25 protein-coding genes are annotated in these 25,388 nt (G+C 32.5%); 7 read left to right on the forward strand and 18 right to left on the reverse strand.

Features of this window, described 5'->3' with window-relative positions; translation table 11 throughout:
- Positions 1-196: 196 nt before the first annotated feature.
- Positions 197-802, reverse strand: coding sequence for a DUF4254 domain-containing protein (locus tag B0A65_RS06265; protein WP_074660296.1), 606 nt, complete (start codon positions 800-802; stop codon positions 197-199).
- 111 nt (positions 803-913) lie between these two features.
- Here B0A65_RS06265 and upp point away from each other — a divergent pair, with 111 nt between their 5' ends.
- On the forward strand, positions 914-1,567 hold the full coding sequence (gene upp, locus B0A65_RS06270; RefSeq protein WP_074660104.1) for a uracil phosphoribosyltransferase: 654 nt from the start codon (positions 914-916) through the stop codon (positions 1,565-1,567).
- On the opposite strand, the gene B0A65_RS06275 is transcribed toward upp, so the two are convergent.
- A complete protein-coding gene (locus tag B0A65_RS06275) occupies positions 1,562-2,491 on the reverse strand; it encodes a DUF6427 family protein (RefSeq protein ID WP_074660105.1) in 930 nt (309 codons plus the stop codon). The two genes, upp and B0A65_RS06275, sit on opposite strands and share 6 nt — an antisense overlap.
- A 141-nt stretch (positions 2,492-2,632) precedes the next feature.
- Here B0A65_RS06275 and B0A65_RS06280 point away from each other — a divergent pair, with 141 nt between their 5' ends.
- Entirely contained in the window at positions 2,633-2,863 is a 231-nt protein-coding gene (locus B0A65_RS06280; protein ID WP_074660106.1) for a DUF6341 family protein, read from the forward strand.
- On the opposite strand, the gene purD is transcribed toward B0A65_RS06280, so the two are convergent.
- On the reverse strand, positions 2,855-4,129 hold the full coding sequence (purD, locus tag B0A65_RS06285) for a phosphoribosylamine--glycine ligase (protein WP_074660107.1): 1,275 nt from the start codon (positions 4,127-4,129) through the stop codon (positions 2,855-2,857). The genes B0A65_RS06280 and purD overlap by 9 nt on opposite strands.
- Before the next feature lie 136 nt (positions 4,130-4,265).
- Here purD and B0A65_RS06290 point away from each other — a divergent pair, with 136 nt between their 5' ends.
- Positions 4,266-5,576 carry a phenylacetate--CoA ligase family protein gene (locus B0A65_RS06290; RefSeq protein WP_074660297.1) on the forward strand — a complete coding sequence of 437 codons (1,311 nt, stop codon included), beginning with the start codon at positions 4,266-4,268 and terminating at the stop codon, positions 5,574-5,576.
- A 41-nt stretch (positions 5,577-5,617) separates the two neighbouring features.
- On the forward strand, positions 5,618-6,148 hold the full coding sequence (locus B0A65_RS06295) for an ORF6N domain-containing protein (protein WP_074660108.1): 531 nt from the start codon (positions 5,618-5,620) through the stop codon (positions 6,146-6,148).
- A 117-nt stretch (positions 6,149-6,265) separates the two neighbouring features.
- On the opposite strand, the gene B0A65_RS06300 is transcribed toward B0A65_RS06295, so the two are convergent.
- Both B0A65_RS06300 and B0A65_RS06305 read right to left on the reverse strand, forming a co-directional pair.
- Positions 6,266-7,033, reverse strand: coding sequence for a glycosyltransferase family 2 protein (locus B0A65_RS06300; RefSeq protein ID WP_074660109.1), 768 nt, complete (start codon positions 7,031-7,033; stop codon positions 6,266-6,268).
- Between the two features lie 12 nt (positions 7,034-7,045).
- A complete protein-coding gene (locus tag B0A65_RS06305; RefSeq protein ID WP_074660298.1) occupies positions 7,046-8,029 on the reverse strand; it encodes a UDP-glucuronic acid decarboxylase family protein in 984 nt (327 codons plus the stop codon).
- 181 nt (positions 8,030-8,210) lie between these two features.
- On the opposite strand from B0A65_RS06305, the gene B0A65_RS06310 reads away from it, so the two are divergent.
- Positions 8,211-9,287, forward strand: coding sequence for a glycosyltransferase (locus B0A65_RS06310; protein ID WP_074660110.1), 1,077 nt, complete (start codon positions 8,211-8,213; stop codon positions 9,285-9,287).
- Here the strand turns inward: B0A65_RS06310 and B0A65_RS06315 are convergent.
- The 9 genes from B0A65_RS06315 to B0A65_RS06355 all read right to left on the reverse strand — a co-directional run bounded on the left by B0A65_RS06315 (position 9,256) and on the right by B0A65_RS06355 (position 19,440).
- Positions 9,256-10,401: an O-antigen ligase family protein gene (locus B0A65_RS06315; protein ID WP_242670244.1), complete on the reverse strand. Its 1,146-nt coding sequence runs from the start codon at positions 10,399-10,401 to the stop codon at positions 9,256-9,258. The two genes, B0A65_RS06310 and B0A65_RS06315, sit on opposite strands and share 32 nt — an antisense overlap.
- Before the next feature lie 130 nt (positions 10,402-10,531).
- Complete coding sequence (locus tag B0A65_RS06320; protein WP_074660112.1) at positions 10,532-11,596, reverse strand: hypothetical protein; 1,065 nt, start codon at positions 11,594-11,596, stop codon at positions 10,532-10,534.
- A gap of 15 nt (positions 11,597-11,611) precedes the next feature.
- Positions 11,612-12,631, reverse strand: a complete 1,020-nt coding sequence (locus B0A65_RS06325) for a glycosyltransferase family 2 protein (protein WP_074660113.1) — start codon at positions 12,629-12,631, stop codon at positions 11,612-11,614.
- A gap of 11 nt (positions 12,632-12,642) precedes the next feature.
- Positions 12,643-13,947 (reverse strand): oligosaccharide flippase family protein, encoded by a 1,305-nt coding sequence (locus B0A65_RS06330; protein ID WP_242670245.1) that lies wholly within the window; start codon positions 13,945-13,947, stop codon positions 12,643-12,645.
- Positions 13,948-13,951: 4 nt separating this feature from the next.
- A complete protein-coding gene (locus tag B0A65_RS06335; protein ID WP_074660114.1) occupies positions 13,952-14,941 on the reverse strand; it encodes a hypothetical protein in 990 nt (329 codons plus the stop codon).
- An 8-nt stretch (positions 14,942-14,949) separates the two neighbouring features.
- Positions 14,950-16,629, reverse strand: coding sequence for a DUF6909 family protein (locus B0A65_RS06340; protein ID WP_074660115.1), 1,680 nt, complete (start codon positions 16,627-16,629; stop codon positions 14,950-14,952).
- Between the two features lie 82 nt (positions 16,630-16,711).
- Entirely contained in the window at positions 16,712-17,374 is a 663-nt protein-coding gene (locus B0A65_RS06345; RefSeq protein WP_074660116.1) for a transposase, read from the reverse strand.
- Between the two features lie 69 nt (positions 17,375-17,443).
- The gene (locus tag B0A65_RS06350; protein WP_074660117.1) at positions 17,444-18,928 is read right to left on the reverse strand and encodes a GH3 auxin-responsive promoter family protein; all 1,485 of its coding nucleotides are present in this window, start codon (positions 18,926-18,928) and stop codon (positions 17,444-17,446) included.
- 11 nt (positions 18,929-18,939) lie between these two features.
- Entirely contained in the window at positions 18,940-19,440 is a 501-nt protein-coding gene (locus tag B0A65_RS06355) for a peptidase (protein ID WP_074660118.1), read from the reverse strand.
- Positions 19,441-19,652: 212 nt separating this feature from the next.
- Here B0A65_RS06355 and B0A65_RS06360 point away from each other — a divergent pair, with 212 nt between their 5' ends.
- Positions 19,653-19,829, forward strand: a complete 177-nt coding sequence (locus tag B0A65_RS06360) for a Sec-independent protein translocase subunit TatA/TatB (RefSeq protein ID WP_074660119.1) — start codon at positions 19,653-19,655, stop codon at positions 19,827-19,829.
- Positions 19,830-19,904: 75 nt separating this feature from the next.
- Here the strand turns inward: B0A65_RS06360 and B0A65_RS06365 are convergent, their stop codons facing one another.
- The 3 genes from B0A65_RS06365 to B0A65_RS06375 all read right to left on the reverse strand — a co-directional run bounded on the left by B0A65_RS06365 (position 19,905) and on the right by B0A65_RS06375 (position 24,275).
- Positions 19,905-20,531 (reverse strand): hypothetical protein, encoded by a 627-nt coding sequence (locus B0A65_RS06365; protein WP_074660120.1) that lies wholly within the window; start codon positions 20,529-20,531, stop codon positions 19,905-19,907.
- A gap of 261 nt (positions 20,532-20,792) precedes the next feature.
- On the reverse strand, positions 20,793-22,916 hold the full coding sequence (locus B0A65_RS06370; protein ID WP_074660121.1) for a Tex family protein: 2,124 nt from the start codon (positions 22,914-22,916) through the stop codon (positions 20,793-20,795).
- 60 nt (positions 22,917-22,976) lie between these two features.
- Positions 22,977-24,275, reverse strand: a complete 1,299-nt coding sequence (locus B0A65_RS06375) for a Fic family protein (RefSeq protein ID WP_074660122.1) — start codon at positions 24,273-24,275, stop codon at positions 22,977-22,979.
- Between the two features lie 163 nt (positions 24,276-24,438).
- Between B0A65_RS06375 and B0A65_RS06380 the strand changes: the two genes are divergently transcribed.
- A complete protein-coding gene (locus B0A65_RS06380; RefSeq protein WP_074660123.1) occupies positions 24,439-24,708 on the forward strand; it encodes a DUF1294 domain-containing protein in 270 nt (89 codons plus the stop codon).
- Between the two features lie 153 nt (positions 24,709-24,861).
- Here the strand turns inward: B0A65_RS06380 and rpiB are convergent, their stop codons facing one another.
- Complete coding sequence (gene rpiB / locus B0A65_RS06385) at positions 24,862-25,293, reverse strand: ribose 5-phosphate isomerase B (RefSeq protein ID WP_074660124.1); 432 nt, start codon at positions 25,291-25,293, stop codon at positions 24,862-24,864.
- Between the last annotated feature and the right edge of the window lie 95 nt (positions 25,294-25,388).

A 25,388-nucleotide genomic window follows, 5' to 3' on the forward strand; every position in this document is an offset into this window, starting at 1 on the left:
TTGTGATGAAATATTGCAATATGTTCTGATTTTTTCTGTTCTTCTTTTTAGCCCAGATTGAAATGGAAATCCCGGAGCAAAAAAAATAAAGTTTCTTGTTTAAAAAAAGCGACCAACGGAAGCTCTTTTTTGAACAATAGAAACTCTATTTTTTTTGTGAGGAATTGAAATGGAAAGCTGGAAATAGCTCCAGAAACTATTTTTTATTTTGATATAAAACAGGATTCAAATCATCATCATTGTACATTTTCATTTGTTTGTACACTTTCATGAATTTATCTCCGTTTTCAATGTCAGTCAATAAGTCTTCAATTGCTGTTGACAAATCGCTTCTTTGCTCTAAAAGAATATTTAATTTTTCCTGACATTTATCTCTATGCTCTTGTGAAGCCTCTGCACGAGTTGCTTCTTCCTGCATATGATAAATTTTTAGAGCTAAAATTGACAATCTGTCAAAAGCCCAGGCTGGACTTTCAGAATTGATTTTTGCTCCGTCTTTTGCTTGTACATTGCTGTATTTTTGCAAAAAATAGCTATCAATATATTCCACCATATCCGTACGTTCCTGGTTTGAAGCATCGATTCTTCTTTTTAAAGTCAACGCTGCAACCGGATCAATTTGCGGATCACGAATGATATCTTCAAAATGCCATTGAACAGTGTCAATCCAGTTTTTTAAATATAATAAATGTTCAAATTTATCCTTTGGAAAAGGATTGTTTATAGGCTGATCAACATTATCAAACTGGTGATAATCTTTGATACTTTGTTCGAAAACAGAATAAGCTAATTTTGAAAACATGTCTTTAATTATTAGAGATACAAAGATACTTTTTATACTTTTATAGTGTGAAAAAAACGGTTGTTTTTTCATATTAGTATCGCAAATCATTGATAATTCTAAAAACTCCACATGAAAATTCATTATATATCTGAAAAAAACAGCGTATTAAACCACTTTTTAGGTCAAATCAGAAATGTAAATGTTCAGAACGACAGCATGCGTTTTAGAAGAAATATCGAACGTATTGGCGAAATTATGGCTTATGAATTAAGCAAGAATTTGTCTTATAAAGAAGTTGAAATTCAGACACCACTCGGTATTAAAAAAACGACAGAAGTAGAAAGTGATTTGGTTTTGTGTTCTATTTTAAGAGCTGGTTTACCGCTTCATAATGGCTTTTTAAATTATTTCGACCATGCCGAAAACAGCTTTGTTTCGGCTTGCAGATATCATCCGAATAACGATCATGAATTTGAAATTAGAGTTGAATATCAAGCCCTTTCAGATTTAAATAATAAAACCGTTTTACTTCTGGACCCCATGCTGGCAACGGGTCAATCAATTGTGGCTGTTCATGAAAAATTAGTTCAAAATGCTACACCTCAAGAAATTCATATAGTTGTTGTTATCGCCGCTCCGGAAGGAGTTGCATACCTCGAAAAAAGTCTTCCCGACAACTGTCATTTATGGGTTGCTGCCTTAGACGAAAAATTAAACGAGAAAAACTATATTGTTCCCGGACTAGGTGATGCCGGTGATCTTGCTTATGGAAGTAAATTATAATTGAGAGAAAAACGTAAATAAACTACAGCAAATCAACACATAAAAAACAATCTCGTTGTTTAGTTTTTGCTGTATATATTCAACATGGCTTGCTGCCATAATCGTTAATGGAGTAATGCTGAAAATTAATAAATCATTACTTTTATTAGGCGAAAGAATAAAAACAAAAACCGCAATAAAAAAACAAGCCACTACTTTTTTATACGATGTGTGTACAATTTGTGGTCTGCTTGATAGTGTTGTCAATATTGAAACTACAAAAAATAAAGCTATCGCAACATAGATTGAAAGTGCTCCATTTTCGTAATTATTCTTAAAATAATCAATCCTTAAATCGATTACAGCTCGTTTTTCAAAAAATTCTATGGCGTTAAAATGAAAAACAAACGATATCAATAAAAAAATAATTGAGACTGCCAGTAGCGCTATAAATGGTAAAACCCAGTTTCTATAATCTCTCGAAACGTGAAAAATAATCGATATGAAAACTAAAATCAGGAAAAGAATACACCAAAATTGAAATAAAGAGGCTACTAAAATCCAAAAAGACGCATCAAAGATCTTTTCTTTTGAAGCTTTTAATGACTGCAGTGAAATTAATCTTCGGAGCGCCAGTAACAGAAAAAAGTTGGCGTATATAACATTCGGATTATTGAATATCGTGGGGAAAAATAATAGAAATAATAAATAGAAAAAGATAGCATAACCATTGTCTTTACTGAGCCCATTCTTTTTGACAATAAAATTTATCAGAAAAAAAGAAGCAAATATAAAACACAGTAAACTCAATTTTTGAAACGCCAAAAAATAAGAACTCATCCATGATGGTTCCTGAATTTGAAACAGAAAAAAGAAAACCAGTATTAAAATTACGACCAAAGAATAATTTAATGGTGTAGATTTTTTAAAAACACTTGTTATCATAAGGATATTTTATACTTTTGTGATTGTAAATATAATACTTGTTTAAAAAGGAAAACCCAACAAGTTGAAAAAAGATTCTATTATCTGAATTTTGTCTTCAATGCGTTACAAAACAATAAATAACATATAATTTTATAAATTATGACAGCTTTTTTCGAAGGAATACAATACTTATTCGTTAACATTTTGTTTGCTCCTCTTGACTTTTTACGTCGTTTGGAACTAGTTAGCTGGTTTGCTGCAAGCACAATTAACTGGATTTTTATGATCATCTGCGCATGCGCAATTGGTTATTGGATTAAACAATTACGCATATTTGATGACGCCGGAACAGAAAACCAAGATACTACTGCTCACTCTTTCTTAAAGTAAGTCGAAGCCGATATCTTTTCTAAAATACATCTTATCAAAATTTAGTTTATCTATATTTTGGTAAGATTTTTTTATGGCCTGTTGGAAATCGTCTCCGTATGATGTTACAGTTAATACACGTCCTCCATTACTAACGACATTTTCGTTATCTAATTTTGTTCCTGCATGAAAAACGATAGAATCTGTAATGTTTTCTAATCCTGTAATTACTTTTCCTTTTTCAAATTCTTCAGGATATCCGCCAGAAACAACCATAATTGTAGTGGCACTTCTTGGATCAACTTCTAATTCGAAAGTATCTAACTTTTGATCTGCCACAGACTGGAACAATGCTACTAAATCAGATTTTAATCTTGGAACCACAACCTCAGTTTCAGGATCACCCATTCTAACATTGTATTCGATAACAATTGGTTCGTTTTTTACATTGATCAAACCAATGAAAACAAATCCTTTATATTCGATTCCGTCTTTCTGGAAACCTTCAATTGTTGGTTTAACGATGCGGGTTTCGATTTTTTCCATCAAAACAGCATCAACATAAGGAACTGGAGAAACAGCTCCCATTCCGCCTGTATTTAAACCTGTGTCTCCTTCGCCAATACGTTTGTAATCTTTTGCTGTCGGAAGGATTTTATAGCTTTTACCGTCCGTTAAAACGAAACAGCTTAATTCGATACCATCCAAAAATTCTTCAATAACCACTTTTGAACTTGCAGCACCAAATTTTTCATGAACCAACATGTTTCTTAATTCCGTTTTTGCCTCTTCAAGATCCTGAATAATCAAAACTCCTTTTCCAGCCGCTAGTCCATCTGCTTTTAAAACGTATGGAGGTTGTAAAGTTTCTAAGAAAGCACATCCTTTTTCAACTGTTTCGGCAGTAAAACTATCATAAGCTGCTGTTGGAATGTTATGTTTCATTAGGAATTCTTTTGCGAATTCTTTACTTCCTTCTAGTTGAGCACCTAATTTTGATGGCCCAATAACCGGGATATGATTTAAACTTTCGTCGTTTTTAAAATAATCGTAAATACCTTTTACCAACGGATCTTCAGGTCCAACGACTACCATTTTTACATTTTCTTTTAGTACAAATGCTTTTATGGCATCAAAATCGGTTGGAGACATGTCAACATTTGTAGCAATTCCAGCCGTTCCTGCATTTCCTGGTGCAACAAAAAGTTTTTCGCAAAGCGGACTCTGAATCATTTTCCACGCAAAAGCATGCTCTCTTCCGCCTGATCCCAATAATAAAATTGTCATGGTATAGTTGTATTTAGTTGTGGTGCAAAAATAATTGCTTTTGCACGTAAAAAATAATTAAATCTTAAAAAGTTCGTGATTCTTCTCTGTTAGTAGTTGGATAATATTATTTTTGATGAAAATTAATCTTCCAAAAATGATTTCTCTTTTCGATATTTCCCTTCAATTAAATGGTTTTCAGATAAAGAAAGCAAAAACTGAATTGGACCGAATTGTGAATTTATCTGAAGAAGATTATGCCGTTTTCCTTCAAAATAAAAAAGAGGAAATCGTTGCTTTTCATTTGCAAAACAATGTCTTTTATCAGGAATTAGTTGGAAATAAAACGATTCCAACATGGGAAGATTTACCCATTCTGAACAAACAAAATCTACAGAAACCGCTCGCAGAAAGACTTTCAAAAGGATATACTTTAAAAAACGTCTACCTCAACAAAACATCCGGATCCAGCGGAACTCCTTTTGTTTTTGCCAAAGACAAATATTCGCACGCTTTAACCTGGGCTTCGAACATTATGCGTTTTGGCTGGTTTAATATTGATTTTAATCATTCCTATCAGGCTCGTTTTTATGGCATTCCAATGGATTTTGTTGGATATCAAAAAGAACGTTTTAAAGATTTTTTAAGCCGACGTTTTCGTTTTCCAGTTTTTGATTTGTCTGATGTAGTTCTGGAAAAATTTCTGCAGAAATTCAAAACCAAAAAATTCGATTACCTCAACGGTTATACCAGCTCTATTGTATTGTTTGCGAAATATTTAGAACAAAAAAACATTATTCTAAAAGAAATCTGTCCGACATTAAAAGCTTGTTTTGTTACTTCGGAAATGCTTTTTGAATCGGATAAAAAACTTTTGGAAAAACAATTCGGTATTCCGATCATCAACGAATACGGCGCTTCAGAATTGGATTTAATTGCTTTTGAAAATCCAGAGGGCGAATGGCAAGTGAATGCCGAAACACTTTTTGTTGAGATTTTAGATGAAAATAACAAAGTTCTCCCTTACGGGGAAGAAGGCCGAATTGTGATTACTTCTTTATTCAATAATGCGAATCCTTTTATTAGATATGAAATTGGCGACATCGGAATTTTAGATGAAAAAAGTACGCCACAAAAACCAATTTTAAAGAAATTAATTGGAAGAACAAACGACGTTGCGATTTTGCCAACCGGAAAAAAATCGCCTGGATTGACTTTCTATTACGTAACCAAAAGCATTATTGAAGACGATGGAAATGTTAAAGAATTTATCATCAAACAAACCAAATTAGATACCTTCGAAATTGAATATGTTTCTGAAAAAGAACTACATTCGGAACAAATTCAAAAAATTGAAGAAGCGATTTCCTTATATCTTGAACCCAATTTAAACTTCACTTTTACCCGAAAAAAAGTTCTGGAAAGAACCAATCGAGGAAAATTAAAGCAATTTAAATCGTATCTATAATATAAATAAAATCTTACATTTGTTTTTATTAATAAAAACTCATGGACGATCAATCTTTGCTCTCAGAAGAAACAATTTCAAACAAAATATATTTTATCCGCGGTCAAAAAGTTATGCTTGATAGTGATTTGGCATTGCTGTACGGCATTGAGACAAAAGTTCTAAAACAATCAGTAAAAAGAAATTTATCCAGATTTCCAGAAGATTTCATGTTTGAACTTACTAAGATAGAATATGATTCTTCAAGGTCACAAATTGTGACCTTGAAGAATGGACGAGGATCTAATTTGAAATATCTTCCTTATGCATTTACTGAACATGGTATTTTAATGCTTTCAAGTATCTTGAAAAGCGACAAAGCCATTCAAACCAATATTCAAATCATGCGCATTTTCACGAAAGTGAGACAAATGCTTTTGGATACAACCGAAATTAAAGTTGATATTCTTCAGATTCAAAAGAAATTGGAGAATCATGATAAAAACATCGAATTGGTTTTCTCTTATTTGGATGAATTGACAGAGAAAAAAGAAAACGAAAGTGAAAGAGTAAAAATTGGATATAAGAAATAATTGGAGGTCGCAATTTGCAACCTTAAACAGCAATTTTGAAGTCGCAATTTGCGACCTCAAGATTTAATAACTATATCAAGAATTCTTCAAGGTCGCAAATTGCGACCTTGAAGAACACTAAATCTTCTTTATATATCGGGGTTTGATAAACAACTGACTAAATAAAAAGCGCACCATCAACAAAACAGAAAACACAAAATTAAAACCATGAAATTCTCTGTAAACTCCAAAGTTGTGTTTGATCAATTTGAACTTTGATGATGAAATTGAATCTTTTCTGATTCTATAAAATGCTAAAGATTCCGGAACTGGTTTTGTAACCTGAATTTGTTTTAAAATCGTAAGCCACAAACGCCAATCTTGTCTTTTTTGTGTGGCTTCAATTACAATTTTACAGAAATAATCTGCGTCGTAAATGGCGGTTAAATTGCCAACGTAATTGCAAAAAAAGAGTTCGTCGTAACTTAAATTTAATGGTGCTTCTACCCTTCTTTTTAAAGAATTTCCTTCTTCATCAATACAGTCGTAAAAACTAAAAGTAAACGGTAAATTATTTGTTTTTAAAAACTCGACCTGTTTTTCTAATTTATTTGGAAACCACAAATCATCAGCATCTAAATAAGCAATATATTTCCCAACTGCTTTTTCTAAAGCTATATTACGTGCAAAACCATTTCCTGAATTTTTTTCTAATTTAAACAGTTTTATTCTACTGTCTTTTTCGGCAAAATCAGAAATAATCTTTACGGTTTCATCCGTAGAAGCATCATCAACCAAAATCATTTCCCAGTTTTGGTACGTTTGATTTTTAACTGATTTTAAAGTTTCTGTAATGAACTTTTCAGCATTGTAAGTTGGCGTTATAATAGAAACTAATTCACTCATTAACGCTTGCGATTATTTTATATAGCTTGAAAAGTCTTTGTGTTCTTCCTTAGAAAGTTCTTCGGGCGACAATGATCTGAAATAATCATACGTAATTTTCATTCCTTCAGAACGGCTTACTTTCGCTTCCCAATCTAATAATTCCTTTGCTTTTGTAGTGTCTGGCTGACGTTGTAAGGGATCATTTATTGGCAATGGATGATAAACTACTTTCTGGTTCGTTCCAGTCAATTTAATGATTTCTTCAGCGAAATCCTTAATTGTGATTTCGTCCGGATTTCCAATATTGACAGGATAAACATAATCTGAATGCAATAATCTGAAAATACCTTCTACCTGATCGTCTACATAGCAAAAAGAACGCGTTTGCATTCCGTCTCCAAAAATCGTTAAATCTTCTCCGCGCAAAGCTTGTCCGATAAAAGCCGGAATAACACGTCCGTCATTTAATCGCATTCTTGGTCCGTAAGTATTAAAAATACGCACTATTCTGGTTTCTACGCCATGAAAAGTGTGGTATGCCATTGTGATCGATTCCTGAAAACGTTTGGCTTCGTCGTAAACCCCTCGAGGGCCAATCGTATTTACGTTTCCGTAGTATTCTTCCGTTTGGGGATGAACTAAAGGATCTCCATAAACTTCCGAAGTTGAAGCAATCAGGATTCTTGCTTTTTTAACACGAGCTAATCCTAATAAATTATGTGTTCCTAGTGATCCTACTTTCAAAGTCTGAATCGGAATTTTTAAATAATCTATTGGACTTGCTGGCGAAGCAAAATGCAAAATATAATCTAAATCACCCGGAATGTGAACAAATTTAGTGATGTCGTGATGATAAAATTCAAAGTTTTCTAACTTAAATAAATGCTCAATATTTTTAAGATCTCCCGTAATCAGATTGTCCATTCCAATGACAAAATAGCCTTCTTTAATAAATCGGTCACACAAATGTGATCCTAAAAATCCTGCTGCTCCGGTAATAAGTATTCTTTTCATAATTGATTTAATTGAACATTTTTGAATTTTATTTTGCACAAAATTCAAGATAGAGGCACAAATGTAATAAAATATCTGACCTTTAAATTGTACTTGAAATCATATCTCAAAAGAAGTTTTATCTTTTCAGAAAATTATTAAACTCATTTATCTATTTTTACCCCCAACTAAATCCACTGTTTTGAAAGTTGTACATATTATTGAAGCTCTTGGTGGCGGCGTTTATACATATTTTAGAGATTTATCAACTTTCTTTGGAGATGATGAAATAAACAAAAACATTGAAACCACTATTGTTTATAGCGGCAATCGAAAAGAAATTGACGCCCAAAAAATAAAATCTGAATTCTCAAACGGTGTTAACCTGATTCAGGTCAATATGGTTCGGGAGTTTTCTCCTATACAGGATTTAAAATCTGCTTATCAATTAGTCAAAGAACTCAAAAAAATCAATCCTGATGTTATTCATCTTCATTCTTCAAAAGCAGGTGTTTTAGGCAGGGTTGCTTATTTTTTCTTATTCAGCAAAAAAAAACTATTTTACACACCCCACGGTTACTCTTTTTTAAGAACTGATACATCAAAAACCGTTCGAAAAATATACTGGTTTATTGAAAAGAGTTTTCAGGTTTTATTTGGAGGAACAATTGTGGCCTGCGGAGATACTGAACTCGAAATAGCAAAAAAAATAGGCGATTCAAGATTGGTGAGAAACGGTATTGACATCGCGAATGTTCAGGAACATTTTGCACCTGATCAAAACGAAAAACTAACCATTGGAATTATGGCCAGAATCACGGCTGCCAGAAATCCTGAACAGTTTAACCAAATCGCTTTAAAGTTCCCGGACTTTAATTTTGTCTGGATTGGAGATGGTGAATTAAGACCTTTGATTACTGCTCCAAACATACGAATTACGGGTTGGATTTTAGATAGAAAAACAGTTTTAAAAGAACTAAACAACATTGATATTTATATGCAAATTTCGCTTTGGGAAGGATTGCCAATCGCCGTTCTTGAAGCAATGGCACTTCAAAAACCGGTAATCGCTACTAATATCATTGGAAATAAAGATGCTGTTTTGCATAACAAAACTGGCTTTCTTTTTACGGATGTATCTGAACTAGAAAGCTTTTTTGAAATTTTAAAAGATCCAAAAACAAGATCGGAATTTGGAGAAAATGCTTTGGCGAGATGTCACGATTTATTCGATAAAAATCAAAATTTTAAACAACTGCTGGCACTTTATCAAGAGTAATTTTTTGCTGCAGCCAATAACTCCCAAAAATAGAAAACCATAATCCGCTAAAGGCAATGCCGTCGAAGCGGAGTAAAAAATCATCTGTTAGATTTGAGGTAAAAAAGATTAGAAAAAACGAAAGTATCATTGCATTTTTTAAATCGTAGCCTAAATAACCGATGGTGAAAATATAAAGAAAAACCACAAAAGGCCCGAGAATACCAAACTTCAATAAAAAATCAAGAAACTGATTGTGAGTAGGAAATTCGTATTTGGCTAAAAATTGCTGATTGGTTGCCTTATAATATTTGTTTAGCTCCGGTTTTCCGTCTGAGGCGCCAACACCAAAAGGAAGGTTTTTAACAGACAATTCCCAAGCTGATTTCCAGATCGAAACCCTTGTTACCAACGAATTAAAAACCTTGATTTCAGGATGGTCAATTTCATCCAATTTTCCCACTTTGTCCATATAGGCAAAAGTTACTGAAGAATATTTCTCTTTCATATAAGGATTCTTCTGAACAAAGAAAAAGGTAATTCCACCTAACAAAACAAGAACAGCGGCAGCCGTTATAGCGATTTTTTTTGTGTTGAACTTCGATCTGATTTCAAAAAAGAAAACAATTAAAAATCCAATTAAAACATTGATCAGTGCCATTCTCGTATTCACAAAAAGCACAAAGAAAAACGACAGTAAAAAAACAATAAAACGAGCCATTTTAACTATTGTTTTTTCCTGATTTCTGAAGCTTTCAAAAATAAAATAGAGCGCACAAACTGATACAAAGGCCAAGTGCATGTTTAAGGCCGGAGCATGAATACCAATGCTGTCTGCGAATTGATACCCCATTTCCCATAAATCGATTCCATTCAAATATTTATTCATCAATTCAGGATAAATAATTAGAAACCTCAGAAAGAAAAACAACATAATCAACGTTGTAACAATCGCATATGTCTTTGCTATTTTAAAAAAATTTACGCGCTGATAATTTCCAATAATAAACAAAGGGAAAATCAACAACGAAGTACTTTTTTCTATTGCTTTTAATCCTTTAGCAAAAGAATCATTGTTCCAAAACATCAGTAATTCCAATAAAACTGGTGATGCTATACAAGCTATTAAAATCAATGACGTTTTACTGTAATTTAATTTTTTTAGAAAAATCAAATTAAATGCGGCAAACAAAATAATCAGCAAGGAACATGGTTTCCTGAAAATCATCGCGACAGCAATCAAACACAAAAAAACATGCAAGATTTTATTGAAGTTCTTTTCGGAAATGTTCATAGTATAACGCAAAATAAATTAAAGGAAAAATACCGATCTTATGTCGAATCGCCGAACCTAAATCAGGTTCAAAAACGCCTTGAAGAATAAAAAAAGAAAACAAAATGAACATAATTAAAAGTTCATAGCGGTACTTTTTTCGTTCTTTTAAACATTTAGAAAATCGGACTAATAAAATATAAAACAACAAAAGTTGCCAAATTATAAAAATGATAATTTGAGGCGAAAGTATGTGTTTAAAACCATTTAACGGAAGATTTACGGTAAAAAATCCATAAAAAATGCCAATGATTTCTCCATACCAGTTGTCTGTTTTTACTGGTGATGTAATAATTGAATTGGCATCTGATGAAGCCAATCTGGTACTGTTTACCACTTCCCTACTAATTTCAGAAAAATATTTGCCTTTTAAAACACCGTAACTTAACGATAAAAAGACAGCGATAAGCACGCCATAGAAAATTGTTGTTATGGTTTTATTTTTAAAATTAATAAAACTCACCAAGTACATACCGCCGCCAACAACAGGTATTAAAGCGAAATAAGGACGGTATAAAGCTCCGAAAACAATTAATAGTAATGTAGAAAGGATAATGGTTTTTCTATAGGAAAATCGTTCGTTTTTGCAAAGGAAAATAAGTATTGCTATAAACAAGTACGTAATAAATTCTTTTGATGGCATTGAGATGAAAATCGCAATCATAAAAATGCTCAAATACACTAAGAGATTTTTAATGTTTACTTTTTCGAAATTCTCAGGAATTCCAATTTTATATAAAATATACATTAAAATTGGAAACTGTATGAGTGCAATTATTGGGAAAGGCAGATAGCGGAAACCTATAATTTTATAGAACAAAATCGTTAACGGATAACTTCCAAAATAGCCAATTTCATTATACTTGTCATAGATAATAATGGCTGTATCGTAGAAAAATTTGGGAGGTAAAACAAAAAAAGCCAAAACCGCCACAACTAAATTAGCTGAGGCAATAAGCAAAAATGCCGCGGTACTTTTTTTGATTAATAATTTCATATTTCTATTTGTAATTTATTTTGAAGCTCGACGTTTTTTATGCAGACTTCTTTTTAAACGGTAACCATTCAAAAAGAAAATCAATGTTTTAAAGGACAAAAATTTATAGAATTTCATCACTTTGTCCACTTTTATATTGCGTCCTTTTCTAAGTAGATATTTCCAGGAAATTAAATCATCCCAAATCTGTTGTTGTGTTTCAGTCGACAAAACATAAAAATCTTTTAGAATTACAACATAATTGCACGCCCAATAATTCTCTATTGCTTTATTTAATACTTCTAATGTGGTTTCCTGCGCCTTTAATCCGTCTTTTACCATTTCATAAACATCTTCAATATGTTTTGCACTTACTGTTGTCGTAATAGAACCTTGGCGCGCCTGACGATACACATAAAATGATTTCGAATAAATACTGAAAGTCTTGAGATAATGCATCAATTTTCCGCACCATTCAATATCTTCAGATTTCTTTTCAACAGGAAAAAATAACGTATTTTCGATTAAAATTGTTCTTTTAATTACTTTATCCCACGCTGAGGCAGCGTATAAATCATAATAAACAAGATTTAAAATCTCATCTTCAAATTTTCCGTTTTTGTTTTTTATAAATCGTTGATTGTATTTGCAGACAACATCTTTTTCAGAAAAAAATCGGCTTTCTTCATGAATGATTATATCTGGATTTGTTTTAGAAATTAAATTATTCAAATCTTCCAAAACTTTTTTTCCCTGCCAATAATCATCACTATCGGTAAAAATAATATACTCGCCTTTTGCTATTTTTAATCCCGTATTTCTGGCATCAGACAAACCTCCGTTTTCTTTGTCAATCAGGATTATCTGAGGAAATTTCTGCTTGTATTGCTTACATATTTCCAGGGAAGAATCAGTTGATCCGTCATTGACTAAAATTAGTTCAAAGTCAGAAAAAGACTGGCACAAAATAGTGTCTAAACATTGTGACAAATAATCCTCAACGTTGTAAACCGGAACAATAATGCTAAAAAGCAAAGTCTTTTTCTGAACGTTCATAGCATAATTTTTTAATGCAGAAACACTTTTATTTTATCCTTTCGATAAATAACAATTGCCACTACTAAATTCCAGAAAAAAGAAGCCGAAACAAATGCAATTGCCGCTCCTGTCATTCCGTATTGTGGAATTAAAAATCGGTTTAAAACAAAATTAAGTATAACTGCGACAATTAAAACAATCTGAAAAGTGTGTTGTCTTCCGGTCATATTCAAATAAACCGAAGCCGTACCAAATGCCGAGCAAATTCCCTGACCTATTATCAAAATTAAAAATGCCTGCTGGGCCACAATATATTGATGTCCAAAAATTGACAAAATAGATTTTGAAAAATAACTGATCAGTATAATAACCGGTAATGTTATCCCAAAAATTAAACGAGCACTGTTTCTGGACAATTCGATTAATTCTGCTGTTTTATGGCTTGCAAAAAACTCTGCAATTTTAGCCGAAACCGTAATATTTATACTCACGATTATTATCGAAATAATCGTCATAATCTTAACTCCTACCGAATAAAAAGCAACTGTTTCGTCGTTTCTGTATTTCTTCAGAAACATAATATCAAAACACATTAATAAAAATAATGCCATTGCACTGATGGCAATTGGATATGATTTTAAAAATATTTCTTTATGTGAAATTTTTTCAGCTGTTAACGAAACTGTCTTTTTTCGAAAATAAACAAAAGCGAAGATTGAACTCAGCAACGCAAGAAAAACAAATCCCAACAGAAAAACATCAACCAAATATTCTTCTTTATGCCAATAAAACAAAATAACAGAACCAATAATCAGCGGAATATATTTAATGATATTTCTAAACAATTCTGCTACATATAATTTATCCAATGCTCTGAAAACTTCTGTATTTAAAATCGATAATCCTGAAAAAAACAATGTTAAAGTTCCTTTTAAAAGAATTGAATATACCGCTGGATCTGAAAAGTAATTGTTTATAGTTTCTTTGCTGATAATTGCAATTAAAAGCAAAACCACCAAGGAAGTTCCAAAAAGCATCAGAACCATTTTTTGGTATATACTTTTTAATTGGTCAAGAGCGTTTTGGCTTGCTAATTTTCCTCTAAAATATATAATCGACTGATCAAAACCAAGCAAACACATACTCCCGATGGATAACAGAAAAGAACGCACAAAATCATACTGGCCAACTAATTTTGGACTATAGGTTTTTGTCAGGAAAACTGTAAATCCAAATAACAGCAACGCACCAAAAACACGTAAGGATAAGGTGCTGAAACTTTGCCTTAAAAATCGATTCTTTAAAAATCTTTCAAAAATAGGATTGGTTCTCAATTTTTTAAAGTTGATTCGCTTTTGATATCGCAAGCTGTCTGTGATAGAATCTTTTGAACAGACTAATCAAAACAAAAAGAAAAATAAAGAAAAGCGGTAACCAGATTTTAAAATGGCCATTTACCGTCTTACTTTCATTTATATTAAGAGTTGCATTAATTTCTTTGATTGTTTTATCAAAACTAATTAATCTGAACCTGTTTTTCCCTTGTTCCGTAACTAACTTTTGCTTGGTTTTTATAATATCGTTTAGCTGCAAATTCTCACTGTAATAAACCAGTTTATCATTTTTAGAGCTGTTTTTTGCGGTACTTGAAAGACCATTTAAAACCTGATCGATCTGAGCTATTATGGTATCGTTTTGAGCGATTTCACGTTGCAGGTTTTTATATCCAATTTTTTGAATTGAATTAAAATAAGCCGAATTGTTCAGGTATTTCAACAACGGTTCGACTACATCTTTTTCATCTACGGTTCCATTTGACAAAAAAGAAATAGTGTGATAAGTATAATTTTTACTCGTCACGTTGTCCTCTAAAACCTTTTTCACTTCGCCAACCTCAGCCATTAATTTTATTAGCTCAAGATTTTGTTCTTTGTCTTCAATAAATTTATAAACATCTGCAATTGGTTTGATTTCAATTTTTCTAAGTGTTTGTGGATTGGCTAATCCAACTGTATTTTTCAGAAAATCCACATCACCAGCAGCAATTTTAGATTGTATCAAATCGACTTTGGCGTACAAGTAATCAACACTTTCAAAATTTGGCGTTACAACAATCTGATTGTTGTATGATTTTTTATTAGAATCTAAATAATATCCCAGTACAGCACCAAGTACAACCAAAATTAGCACCACAATCCAGTTTCGAATAAAAAACTGAATTGCTCTAAAAACAGACCAGTTCACACGATCAAAAAAGCCACCGATGCTTCTTGAAAGCTGAAAAATATCTATTTCCTGTTCTGAATTTTGGGGTACTTTTGTACTCATTTATTATTTTATTTTACGTTGAAAATTTGTTCCAAAATTTTAATAGTAATCAAATACGTTGGTTTTACACCCGTCGTTCCTAATCCTCCTGAAGCTAGCGTGCTTCCGGTTTCCAAAGGATTATCCGAGGCATAATAGGCATAACGAACCTTAATATCGTGAGGTACACTTTTTCTAATTTTTGATGCCGACTGAATCGCTTTTTGGTAATATGATCCTTCCATTTCAAGACCAATCACACCCCAGGTTGATTCGTGGAAAAATTTCAGTAAGTCTCTGTTTTGCAAAGATGTTCCTAAAACGGTAACCATTGCACCTTCAAAAACCGCAATGTCGTTTCCTTCAAACATAGCGCCTGTCAATTCATTTTCGAAGAAATAATTATCCGCCGTTCCTTCATTTATGTGCGCTGTCGGAATCATAATATCGCCTTTCCCGCCTTCCAGAATTCCGGCTTTTCCCATAATAGAAACAGATTGAACATTCAATAACGTTTCTTTTTTATAGGGTTTCAAAAGCTCGTCGATTGTTTCATAAGCCTGCTCACCAAACGCATAATCCATTACAATAATAACCGGTGCGGCTTCTTCAATTACAGCTTTTGGAAATCCTGTTTTCTTCCAATCTATTTGTGCCGTGTCAAAAATCTGAACATCGATATTTGTACCAGATGTATCCGGCAAGGAAATCATTCCGTTTTTTAATGCCAGTTCTTCAACTACTCCTCTAATTTCTTTAGCCCCGGATTTGCTTAATTCTTCATAAATAAAGAAATCTGATTTATCCTTGAATTTTGTTTTCAACAGCGGCGTTGCAAAAATCGAATTCATCACACTGTGCATGTTGGCACTAATCACATGAATTGGACGCTTTAAAAGATTATTAGCTTTTAAAACTTCCTTGATGTTGGTTGCCCAGATTTCTCCGTGAATGTGATGTCCTAAACGTTCTCTTAAAACCGGACTGAATGTAATTGTTCGTTTATTGTTTTCGATTACTTCTTCAATCGCTAATTTTCCTAACCAGTAAATAACGTGCAGGAAGCGATCCGGTGCATTTTCAGATCCGAAAGCATCGTAAATATCCAACACCTCTTCAAACGTTCTTCCTAAAATATTAGCAACGTGTGAGATTGCTTTCTCTTTTTCTATTAAAGCCAGTTTTTTAGTTTGCATTACCGCTTGTTCCAGTTTCAACCAGTCGCGTGAAACTTCTCCTCCATCATCTAATAAAACCCTGTTTTTTATTTTATGCGATTCGATGAAAATAAAGGTCAAATGCGTCAAAATGTCGTAGATGTCAGAGCGTCCACGCGTGATTTCAACATTCATTTGTTCTTCGTCGATTCTGTAGCAATTTCGTCGCCTTTTTGGAGGAACAATAGCTTGGAAATGCGATTTCGAATAGCCTTCATCAGAAGTTAAATTGATAAAACGGCATTGTTCAATTCCGATTGGAAGACGTTCTATAACGTACAAAAGTCCGTTCAATTCTACTTTTTCTTCACCTATATTTCCGTAAATTTCCGGGCGTAATGCTAATAATGATTCCCGTAAACTGTCACCAGAAACTCCCATTGGTTTATAAAACCCACGGTTGAATAAGTGGCGCATTGTAATGTACATTTTTTCAATAGCGGCAGATGATTCCTGCGCTCTTGATCTTGATATATGTTTGGTTTCTTTCATTCTTTTTTATTTTATAAACTCAAATTTAAGCAAATACGAGGCATACCTTGTATCTCCCACATTATTTTTTAAAAAATCATTTTTATTTATCTTCTCTTTTAAATTTATCTTTCGTCCAATTTTCCGGATTTGAAACAATATAATCAGAAATTCTTTGATAATCATTATTGCTTCTAATGATATTGTCATAAAATAATTTTTGCCATTGATGTGGATATCCTAATCTGTTAGCGTGTTTGGTTACCGCAGATTTATAAAATCCAACAATTGACGAAATGGTATTTTTTCCAATATTTTGAAAACGTTGCGAACCTGGTTTTGGTAACGACGGCAACGGTGGTGATGACGGTAGAGACAGGGCATGCCCTGTCTCAACGCGCCCTGTTTCAACACGCCCTGTCTCAACGTTATCCGTATTATTCACGTTATCTGTATTATTCACGTTATCTGTATTAATATTGGTCGATTGTTTATCGATAATTAAAATTCCGTGAATATGATTTGGCATGACCACAAAATCACCCAATTCAACGTTTTTATGGTGTATTGGAATTTGATGCCACAATATATCAGCAATAATACCGACCTCCGACAAAACCATTTTATCATTTTGAATTTCTCCAAAATAATGTTCTCTGTCTTGTATGCAAATTGTTATAAAATAGGCTCCGCTCCAGCCATAATCCCACCATTGAGCTCGTATTGAAGAAGTACGGTATTTATTTTTAAACTTTCCCTGACTCATTAATTTTAATAACTATACATCCTATTCATAAGGATAATAATGCTTTAACCTTGGAAATATTATCTTAAGTTATTTCAAATTATCCGCAATCTTTCTATCATTAGATAATCTCGGCGTTTTATTCTGCCCGCCTAATTTTCCCTGAGATTTCATATATTCCTGAAAACCATTTTTAGAAACTTTGGTTACTACCACTTTTCGTAAAACACTTCCGGTAATCAGATCGTCGTAATAGATGTTTTGCTTTCTCATTGCGTTGTCAATTGCTTCGGCGAAAACTTCCATATTCTCCGGCTCAGTCTCAAATTCTACAAACCATTCATGATAAGGCAATCCGCTTGACGGATTAATTTGTGGTGCCACAGTAAATTCGTTGATAACAATTTTAGTTCCTGCAGTGGCTTCTTTCATTGCATTTTCGACTTCATTGGCGATAACATGTTCTCCAAAAGCCGAAATATAATGTTTGATTCGGCCCGAAACTATCACACGATGTGGAAACAAAGAGGTAAACTGTACTGTATCACCAATATTATAACGCCAAAGTCCTGCATTTGTTGAGATGATCAAGGCGTAATTTACCCCAACCTCAACTTCTCCAATGGTATAAGTTTTTGCATTTGGTTCAAAAAATTCATCGGCTTTAATAAATTCATAGAAAATTCCCGAATTTAATAACAGCAGCATTCCTTTTGCTTTTTGAGAATCCTGATAAGCAAAAAATCCTTCAGAGGCCGGAAACAATTCGATGCTGTCAACTTTTCTTCCAATCATGTTTTCGAACTTCGCACGATAAGGTTCATAATTCACACCGCCGTAAATAAACAGATTAAAATTTTTGAATAATTCGCTGATTTTTTTGCCGCCGCTTTTCTCCTGCAAACGCTCAAAATACATTTGAACCCAAGACGGAATTCCTGAAATAATGGTCATATCCTGCTCGATAGTTTCTTCAACAATCGCATCAATTTTGGTTTCCCAATCTTCAATACAATTCGTTTCCCAGGAAGGCATTCTGTTTTTTTGGAGATATTTCGGGACGAAATGCGCTCCAATTCCAGAAAGTCTTCCAAATTTGATTCCGTATTTCTCCACTAAAATAGGACTTCCTTGCAGGAAAATCATTTTTCCATCTACAAAATCAGCATTTCCGGTTTCATAGATATAATGCAAAATGGCATTTCTTGAAGCTTCAATATGAAATGGCATTGATTCCTTCGTTAGCGGAATATATTTTGCTCCGGAAGTTGTACCTGAAGTTTTAGCAAAATAAAGTGGTTTTCCTTTCCACAGAATATTTTTTTCACCCATTCGAACTTTGTCGATATAAGGTTTCAAGTCCTCATAATCGCGAATAGGAACTCGTTTTTTGAAATCGTGAACTGTTTTTATTTTATCAAAATGGTGATCAACACCAAACTGAGTTTCTCTTGCGCTGTTTATTAAACCCTTAAAAACTTCTTGTTGTGTTTCGACTGGTTTATTGGCCCAAGCCTGCGTTTGATAATATATTTTGCTGGCAAATAATTTTGCTGCTACAGATTTAATAGACATTTTTTATAGTATTATTTCTTGTCACTTTTGTTTTTGCCATTCGTTTTTTTGCCCGACTCCTTCTCTATTTTCGCCACATCCTCTCTTAATTTCAATTCTTCTTCACTAGCTTTCATATTCACTTCCGAAGGCTCGTCAACTTCTGATAATATTGAATCTTTATTGAATTTAGAGTACTCTAATTCTCCTCTTAAAACTTTTTGAATTCCGTGAATGTAAGCTTCATTTTTATTTAAAGCAGTTTCCAATGAATCTGATTTTATAGCCAGTTTAGTTGCGTCTCTTTTTAATTTAGAAGAAGAATAGCCGGGAATAAATTCACGCAAAGGTGTAAAAGCAATGATAAAAGTCGTAATTAAAATTAAGAATATACTTCCTAAAGACAACACAACAAAAACATTCATTAAATTGAGTTTGAGCGAAAAAGTTTCTTCAAAAGTATCTTCATTCAAAATTACCAATCGGTTTTTAGTGAATAATTTTCTTCTGAAATTGTGTTTCTTCTTGGCCATTTCGGTTCTTTATATGAGCAAATATAATAATTAATCGCCTTGTTGATGCCCGCCAAATTTGAACGAATCTGCTTAATTTACGTTTTTATAAAATATTTAACGTTGCTAAGGCTAAATATTTTAAACCAAAAACACTTCTTCTTCGTATATTTCTATATACCTTTGCGGTACAAAATAGAAAAACAATTTGCTTCGGCATTAAATATACAATCATGGGAAGATTAGGTCTTACAGAAATCCTTGTAATAGTAGGTATTGTGATTTTACTTTTTGGAGGTAAAAAAATTCCAGAATTAATGAAAGGTTTAGGAAGCGGAATCAAAGAATTCAAAAACGCTGCTAAGGACGATCAGCCTGCTGTGAAAAAAGAGGAAGAAGAAGTAAAATAATAATTACAACTTTTAAAAATTTATAAAATCCCAAGTTACAATTGTAGCTTGGGATTTTTTTTATTTCTGTTTTTATTATTTACACTTTGTTTTATTAAAAATAGCCGTTATTCGGTCTAATACTGTATCCAATTCAAATATTTCGTTTTCTATTGCTTTACTAATTTTAGGACAATCCGTAAATTCTTGCTTCGCCATTTTTTTCATCATAGCATCTGTCCCATGTGATTTGACTGCATTTCCCATTGTATTGTAACCATATACTAAATGGTCAGTTCCTTTTTTTCCAAAAAAATACGAAGAATTGGCTGATCTGAAGGTATTTCTTCTGCTGTCTCCTTTATCAAAGATTTTACCTATTTTATATTCTTTATTGTACACAATTTCAAACCAATGTTTTTTTCTGGAGTTAGAAAATTTTCCAGTAAAAACGCCTGCGCTTGTTAAATAAAGGTATTCCATTGTAAAAATGTTTCCAGTTTCATTAGTGTATACTATTTTAATAAGATCAGCACCGGCGATTTTTTCAGTATCTGCATCTTCATTTGTCTTAAAAGTAACTTTGGAGTCATCTTCCTCAACAAGTTTTGCTAGACCCGTTTTGTTGGTTCCGTCTGCTAAATACAAAACAGCCTTAAGATATTTAGCCTGTCCTACGGTGGAGAATAATAACGTAATTAGAATCAAAATAATTTTTTTCATGGTATTTGGGGTTTTCAATTTCCCGCAAATATATAGTAATAGGTAAGAATTACTTTAACAAATTAAAGTAAAACAGGTGCTTTTTTTACTTGCTTACACTTAACAACTTTACTTCCAATAAGTTGTTATAATCTAAAACTTCACTTACAAAACTAAAATTAATTTAAAATCAAAAATCCCAAATTACAATGTAGTTTGGGATTTTATTTTTGTTAGAACTTCTCTATTTGGAATTTGAATTTTCTTTTTTGGAATTTGTTTTTACAATACCATCGTCAACTGAATTCTCTTTCTATCTTCATCAACCTCCGTAACTTTTACATCAACATGTTGGTGCAATTTTACCACTTCATTTACATCACTCACAAAACCAGCTTTTAATTGTGAAATATGAACTAAGCCACTTTCCTTAATTCCGATATCAACAAAACAGCCAAAGTTGGTAATGTTATTCACAATTCCGGGTAAAATCATTCCGGTTCTCAAATCCTTGATCGATTTTACATTTGCATCAAATTCAAAAACCTTAGCCGACTTTCTCGGGTCTAATCCTGGCTTTTCAAGCTCTTTTATAATGTCTTTTAGGGTAAGTAAACCTATTTCAGGTGTAATATAGTTTTCGGCTTTAATAAGGGCTGTTTTCTCTTTGTTTGCAATTAAGTCGTTTACAGATAATTTCAAATCTTTTGCCATTTTCTCCACAACCGGATAGGCTTCCGGATGTACTGCCGAATTATCCAACGGGTTTTTAGCATTCGAAATTCTAATAAAAGCCGCACCTTGCTGATATGCTTTATCGCCCAGACGAGGCACTTTTTTCAATTGTTTTCTATCTTCAAACGGACCGTTTTCTGAACGATATTGCACAATGTTTTCGGCCAGCTTCTCTCCTATTCCACTTACATAACTTAGTAAATGTTTACTTGCCGTGTTGATATTAATTCCAACCGAGTTTACACAGCGAATTACGGTGTTATCTAATTCTTCTTTTAATTTCGTTTGATCCACATCGTGCTGATATTGACCTACGCCGATTGCTTTCGGGTCGATTTTAACCAATTCGGCCAAAGGATCTGAAAGTCGTCTTCCGATCGAAACTGATCCACGAACCGTAACATCATAATTAGGAAATTCTTCACGAGCAATTTTTGATGCCGAATAAACCGAAGCTCCAGCCTCTGAAACTATGAAAACTTGCAATGGTTTATCAAACGCAATCTTTTTTATGAAGAATTCGGTTTCTCGCGAAGCCGTTCCATTCCCGATAGAAATCGCATCAATTTGATACGCATTTACCATCGAACGGATTTTCTTAATTGCCATGGTTTCTTCATTTTGAGGCGCATGCGGATAAATGGTTTCGTTGTATAATAAATCGCCCTTTTCATCCAGACAAACTACTTTACAACCACTTCGAAATCCTGGATCGATCGCTAAAATTCGTTTTTCTCCCAACGGCGGAGCCAATAATAACTGTCCTAAGTTGTTAGCAAAAACCTGAATCGAGTTCGCATCTGCTTTTGCTTTTGCTTCCTGTAAAGTCTCATTTCCAATCGCCGGATTCAATAATCGTTTATAACTATCCTCAATCGCTAACTGTAAATGAGCCGTTGTGCTGTTTTGTTTTTTAATTATAATTTCGTCAATAATATCATACGCTTCATCCAGATCAACATCAACTTTCATCTTAACAAAACCTTCATTTTCAGCACGAAGCATGGCTAATAAACGATGCGAAGGTGCTTTTGTCAAGTTTTCATCCCAATCAAAATACTGACTGAATTTTTGCGCTCCTTCTTCTTCGGCTTTCTTTTTTACAACTTTAGTTCCTATTGTTGCTTTTCTTTGAAATAATCTTCTTAATTGCTTACGAACAAAAATATTCTCGTTGATCCATTCAGCAACAATATCTCTTGCGCCTTGCATAGCGGCTTCTTCGTTGATTACATTTTCATTGATATATTGAGTCGAAATAAAATCGACATCAACATTACTTTCCGACATGATAATTTTCGCTAATGGTTCTAAACCAAATTCGCGCGCCACATCTGCTTTTGTTTTTTTCTTCTTTTTGTAGGGAAGGTAAAAATCTTCAATTTCCTGCAAATCAAAACTCTGCTCGATTTTTTGTTTCAATTCCGGAGTAAGTGCTTTTTGCTCTTCAATCGATTTTAAAACTGCTTCTTTACGTTTTACAATCGTTTCATACTCTTTTTGAAGTTTGGCAATTAGCTCAATTTGCACTTCATCCAGGTTTCCGGTTGTATCTTTTCGGTAACGGGAAATAAACGGAATCGTACAATCTTCCTCTAATAATTTTACCGTGTTTTGAATGTTAATTGGCGCTGTTTGAACAGTCTTGGCAATGAATTGTATGTTAGTCATTTATTATGGATTAAAAAAAATATGTAAAAATTACGAGATTTAACGAGAATCTCGCAATTTTTATAATTTATATGATTTTAAAATTTTATTAAACTGTTTTGATTTAATAAAATTGTGTTTTATTTTATTAACTTGTATTTTTTCTAAAAAACCTAAATTTTCAAGATTATTTAAATCTGTTCTAGCCGTAAAATTTGAAATTCCAAATCTATTTTCTATTTCTTTACTACTTAAAACCCTATCAGAATCTTCGTTTAAGATTTTTAAAATTTGTGCTTGACGCTCATTCACATTTGGTATCTTAATGAATTTTGCCGCTTGAATTACTTCATTTTGTTTTCTACCAATATATTCCTTCAATGCTGTAAATGCCTTCTCCATTGTTTTTATATGATAAGTTATAAAGTAAGTAAGGTCATTTTGATCAATTTCTGAATACAAAAAAGCTTTTTCATACTGCACTTTTGTATCTTTTATAATAGTAGAAATCGTTAAATATTCTGTCAGCCAGTAACCATTTTTGAGCATATACCAATAAAATAGAGCCCTTGCTGTTCTACCATTTCCATCAGAAAATGGGTGTATCCAACCAATCATAAAATGAATTATAATTCCTTTAATAATTGGATGAATAAAAGTTTTTTGTTCTTCATTAAAAAACAAACATAAGTCATTAATTAACTTTTGTATTTCTTCATTTTTTGGTGGTGTGTGTACTACTTCACTATTTGAATAGTTTACCACATAAATATCGTTGTTCTCTCTATATCTTCCTTCATCTTCAATATCTTCTAATGTATTATTAGAAATAAGTTTATGAATGTATAAAAGATTCTCTGGTGTTAAACTATCCTTTTTATGTTGAACAATATATCTCATTGTGAAATAATTATTCATAATCATCTGTTCTGATTTATTTTTCGGTTTACGTTCTTTTTGAATCATTTCCTTTGCCGCTTTTCTAGTGGTATTTGCACCTTCCATTTGACTACTTGAAATAGCTTCTTCCATTATTGAACTTATGAGAAATTTATTTTTGTCAGTATCATTTATACCTATATTGCTTCCTAAATTTCCTCCGATATGTAAATCAAAATGATGTAAAAGTCTAAGAATATAATCAGTAACGTTAAAGTTAAAAGAATATGTTCCAAATAAAATATTTTGCTTATTTAATGATCGAGATAATTTAATAGCATTCCAATATTGTTCAGATTCAATAGATTTTGTTTTATATTTAACTTTATCCCAATATAAATATTCATCGTTGATTTCTTTCAATTCCCCTGACAATGTAAGCTGAGTAAGTAAACTTATCGTATTATTATCGTATCTCGATATTGGTGGATGTTCTAACATAAAGTTATTTTTATGCTAAAGTAATAAATAATGCGAGATTCTCGTAAAATCTCGCATTATTTACTTCTTTTGAATTACTGAGTCCTTTTTATGAAAGTTATTATATACTATTTTTATAATATAATTTGGCCAAAATAATACCTTTGTTTCTAATTTTAAGCCAATGAAAGTTTTATTAGTGTCGTTTTTATTTATTAATATTTTCGTTTTTCTACTTGCAGGTTTTGATAAACATCAAGCAAAAAAAAACAAACGAAGAATTCCTGAAAACACATTGTTTTTCCTGGAAGCGATTGGCGGAACATTCGGTTTATTACTAGCTATGTTATTCTTTAGACATAAAACGAGTAAAACTTCTTTTATTGTGAAGTTTTCTGGGATTCTTTTGATTCAGATTGTGTTGGTTTATCTTAAATTAACTGATAAGATTTAAACAATTATATTGTTAATAACTACATAACTTATTATATAACAAGTATTTAAATACTGTATTTTTAAAAACATTAAATAAAAAACCGGATGAATTTAAAAATCCGCCCGGTGTGTTTATTTCTACTGGTGCGTAGCACCCGATTTTTTTAAATTTTTACGAACAGGCGATTTTATTTACTCTGTTTTGGTGTCTTCCGCCTTCAAATGCTGTAGTTAAAAAAGTTTCTACCATTTCTACCGCTTGTGGAATAGACGTAAAACGCGCCGGAATACTTATAATATTAGCATCATTATGCAAACGAACTAAAGCTGCAATTTCTTTAGTCCAGCATAAACCAGCTCTTACTTTTGGATGTTTGTTAACCGTCATGGCTATTCCGTTTCCGGTTCCGCAGATTACGATTCCAAAATCAGCTTTTCCTTCAGATACATCATTTGCAACCGGATGTCCATAATCAGGATAATCAACAGAGTCTTCAGAATCTGTGCCGTAATTAGTTACTTCATATCCTTTTGCTTTAAGCATCGCAACAATTGCTTTTTTATAATCTGGTCCTGCGTGGTCGTTTCCTATCGAAATTTTCATTGTAAATACTATTTAGTTGTGTTATGCAAATTTAACCAAACAATTACAAACATGTTTAAAAAGGAAATTAAATTTTTTCGCCACGAATTCACGAA

It is taken from the genome of Flavobacterium frigidimaris (genome assembly GCF_002217275.1).
In the GTDB taxonomy this organism is placed as follows: domain Bacteria; phylum Bacteroidota; class Bacteroidia; order Flavobacteriales; family Flavobacteriaceae; genus Flavobacterium; species Flavobacterium aquidurense.